This is a genomic window from Acidovorax sp. HMWF018 (genome assembly GCF_003061035.1).
Classification (GTDB): Bacteria; Pseudomonadota; Gammaproteobacteria; order Burkholderiales; family Burkholderiaceae_C; genus Acidovorax; species Acidovorax delafieldii.
On record NZ_QAIM01000224.1, the window covers coordinates 1 to 2667 of the forward strand.

General features: G+C 67.0%; 2 protein-coding genes. Both read right to left on the minus strand.

All coding sequences use genetic code 11. From position 1 onward, the window contains the following. Positions 1-1322 (minus strand): glucan biosynthesis protein G (locus tag DBR23_RS07935; RefSeq protein WP_233250329.1); only part of this gene is annotated, 1322 nt, incomplete at its 3' end. Between the two features lie 182 nt (positions 1323-1504). Next, positions 1505-2667: sigma 54-interacting transcriptional regulator (locus tag DBR23_RS07940; protein WP_108497867.1), on the minus strand; the 1163-nt coding region annotated here is incomplete at its 5' end.

Consider the following 2667-nt stretch of genomic DNA (forward strand, 5'->3'; position numbering starts at 1 on the left):
ACGTACTGCACCTGCTGGCGCAGTTCCTGGGCCGACAACTTGGTGTAGCCCATGCCGCGGCGCGATTGGGTGGCCCAGGCGCTGGGTGGGCGCTGCTGCTCATCGCCCTGCCAGCTCAGTTCATAGGCAAATTCCAGCGGCTGGCCGGGGGCTGGCATCTGGGCGGGCACCCAATACGCGACGACGTTGTCGTGGGTTTCGTCCGGGGTGTTCAGCTGCACCAGCTCCACGCGGCCGGCCCCCCAGTCATGCAGCGGGCGCACCCAGGCGCTGGGGCGGCGTTCGTAGCGGGCTTCCACATCCTCGTAGCTGCTCCACTGGCGGTCGCGCTGCATCAGTCCAAAGCCCTTGGGGTTCCTGGTGGCGAACGAGGTGACCAGCGTTTGCCGGGGGTTCTGCAGCGGGCGCCACAGCCATTCGCCTTCGCCCGTAGCCACCATGAGTCCGTCGGAGTCATGCACTTCGGGGCGGAAGTCTTCCTTGCGTGGCTGGTTCTCGCCGAAGAAGAACATGCTGGTCAGCGGCGCAACGCCCAGTGTGGCGATGGATGGGTTGCCGGAGGCGGCGCGCACAAAAATGCGGCTGCGCACCGTGGTGGTGGTCTGCGCGCCGGGCTGGATGTCGAAACGGTAGGCGCCCGTGGCGCGTGGCGAGTCGAGCAGTGCGTACACCGTGACCTGGGTGGACAGCGGGTCGGGCCGCACCAGCCAGAACTCGGTGAAGCGGGGGAACTCCTCGCCCCGGCCGCCCACGGTGTCGATGGCCAGCCCGCGCGCCGACAGGCCGTACTGCTGGCCTTTGCCCAGAGCGCGGAAGTAGCTGGCGCCCTGGAAGACCACCAGCTCGTCCTTGTAGGCACTGGAGTTCAGGTGGTTGTGCAGCCGAAAGCCTGCAAAGCCCAGGTCGCCCCAAGCCTCGGGCCGCAGCTGGTTCTTGCCGTAGTCAAAGTCCGCGCGGCTGTAGGGGATGTGGCGCACGCCCTGCGGCGTCACCTCGTTGATCAGTACCGGCTCTTTCTGGTACAGCCCCAGATGGAAGAACATGGCCTCGTAGGGCAGCTTGTCGGCCCGCCACAGGGCGCGATCGGGGCGCCAGCGGATGTCGCGCACCTGGTCGTAGTTGAGCTGTGCGAGGTCGGCCGGGAGCTTGTCGCTCACGGGTCGGTAGGGTTGGCTGGCGCGGTCGCGGGCGAGGCGGGTCACGCTCTCGAAGTCAAAGCCCTGTGCGTGCGCGCCCCCGGCCATCAGGGCGGTGGCCAGGGCTATTGCGGGCCCTGCGCGCCTGCCGATCTGGCGAAAAAAGGAGGGAAAAACTGCGTGCATGGCAGGCATAGGGCAAACCCTGTGCCAGCTGCGAAAAAGGCTTTGAAATCAATGGTTTGGAGAGGGCTCTGCGTGTAAGCAGTTGTGCAATGGCCTGTGGGCGCCGGTCAGTCCCCGCTTTTTGTCGCCGGATGGCGACAAGGGGTGGGTGCTTTGATCAAAATACCCTGTAAATCAATGACTTACTCGTGTCGCTCATCCACGACATCGTCCGCATCGCCTGCATCCTGCTTGAACTGTCCAGGCGTCAGCGCGTGCTTTTGCAGCAGGCGGTAGAACTCGGTGCGGTTGCGTTGCGCCAGCCGCGCCGCATCGGCCACGTTGCCGTCGGTCATCTTGAGCAGGCCCACCAGGTACTCGCGCTCGAAACGCTGGCGGGCTTCGGCAAAGCTCAGCACCTGGGTGGACGGGGTGCGCAGCGCGCGCTGCACCAGTGTCAGCGGCACCAGGGGGGTGGTGGACAGGGCGCACACCTGCTCGACCACGTTGTAGAGCTGGCGCACGTTGCCTGGCCAGGCGGCGGTGGTCAGTGCCTTGAGCGCCTCAGGCGCAAAGCCGGACAGGCGCTTGTCGTATTTGCGGGACAGGCGGTCCAGAAAGTGATTGGCCAGCAGCGCAATGTCCTCGCGCCGCTCGGCCAGGGTGGGCAGCACCAGCGACACCACGTTCAGCCGGTAATACAGGTCCTCGCGGAACTGCGCGCTCGCCATGGCGGCCTCCAGGTCCCGGTGCGTGGCCGAGATGATGCGCACGTCGATGGGCGTGGCCTGGCTGGCGCCCACGGGGCGCACGGCGCGCTCCTGCAACACCCGCAGCAGCTTGACCTGCAGGGCCGGGGGCATGTCGCCAATCTCGTCCAGCAGCAGGGTGCCGCCATCCGCCGCCTGGAACAGCCCCTTGTGGTTGCTCACCGCATCGGTGAAGGCGCCTTTGACGTGGCCGAATAGCTCGGACTCCAGCAGCGCCTCGGGGATGGCGCCACAGTTGACGGCCACAAACGGGCGGGCCGCACGCGGGCTGGCACGGTGGATGGCGCGCGCCAGCAACTCCTTGCCCGAGCCGCTGTCGCCGCGCAGCAGCACGCTGGCGTCGGACTGAGCGACCATGTATGCCTCGGACAACAGGTCCGTCATGCGGTGCGACCGGCTCACGATCTCGGTCCGCCAGTCCTCGTCGGCATGCGGCTGCGCAACGGCAGGGGCGCTGAGCGCCAGCGCCTGCGCAATCTTCTCCAGCAGCTCCTTGCCGTCGTAGGGCTTGGTGAGGTAGGTGAACACCCCGCGCGACGTGGCCTCCACCGCATCGGGAATGGTGCCGTGTGCGGTCAGCAGGATCACGGGCAGTG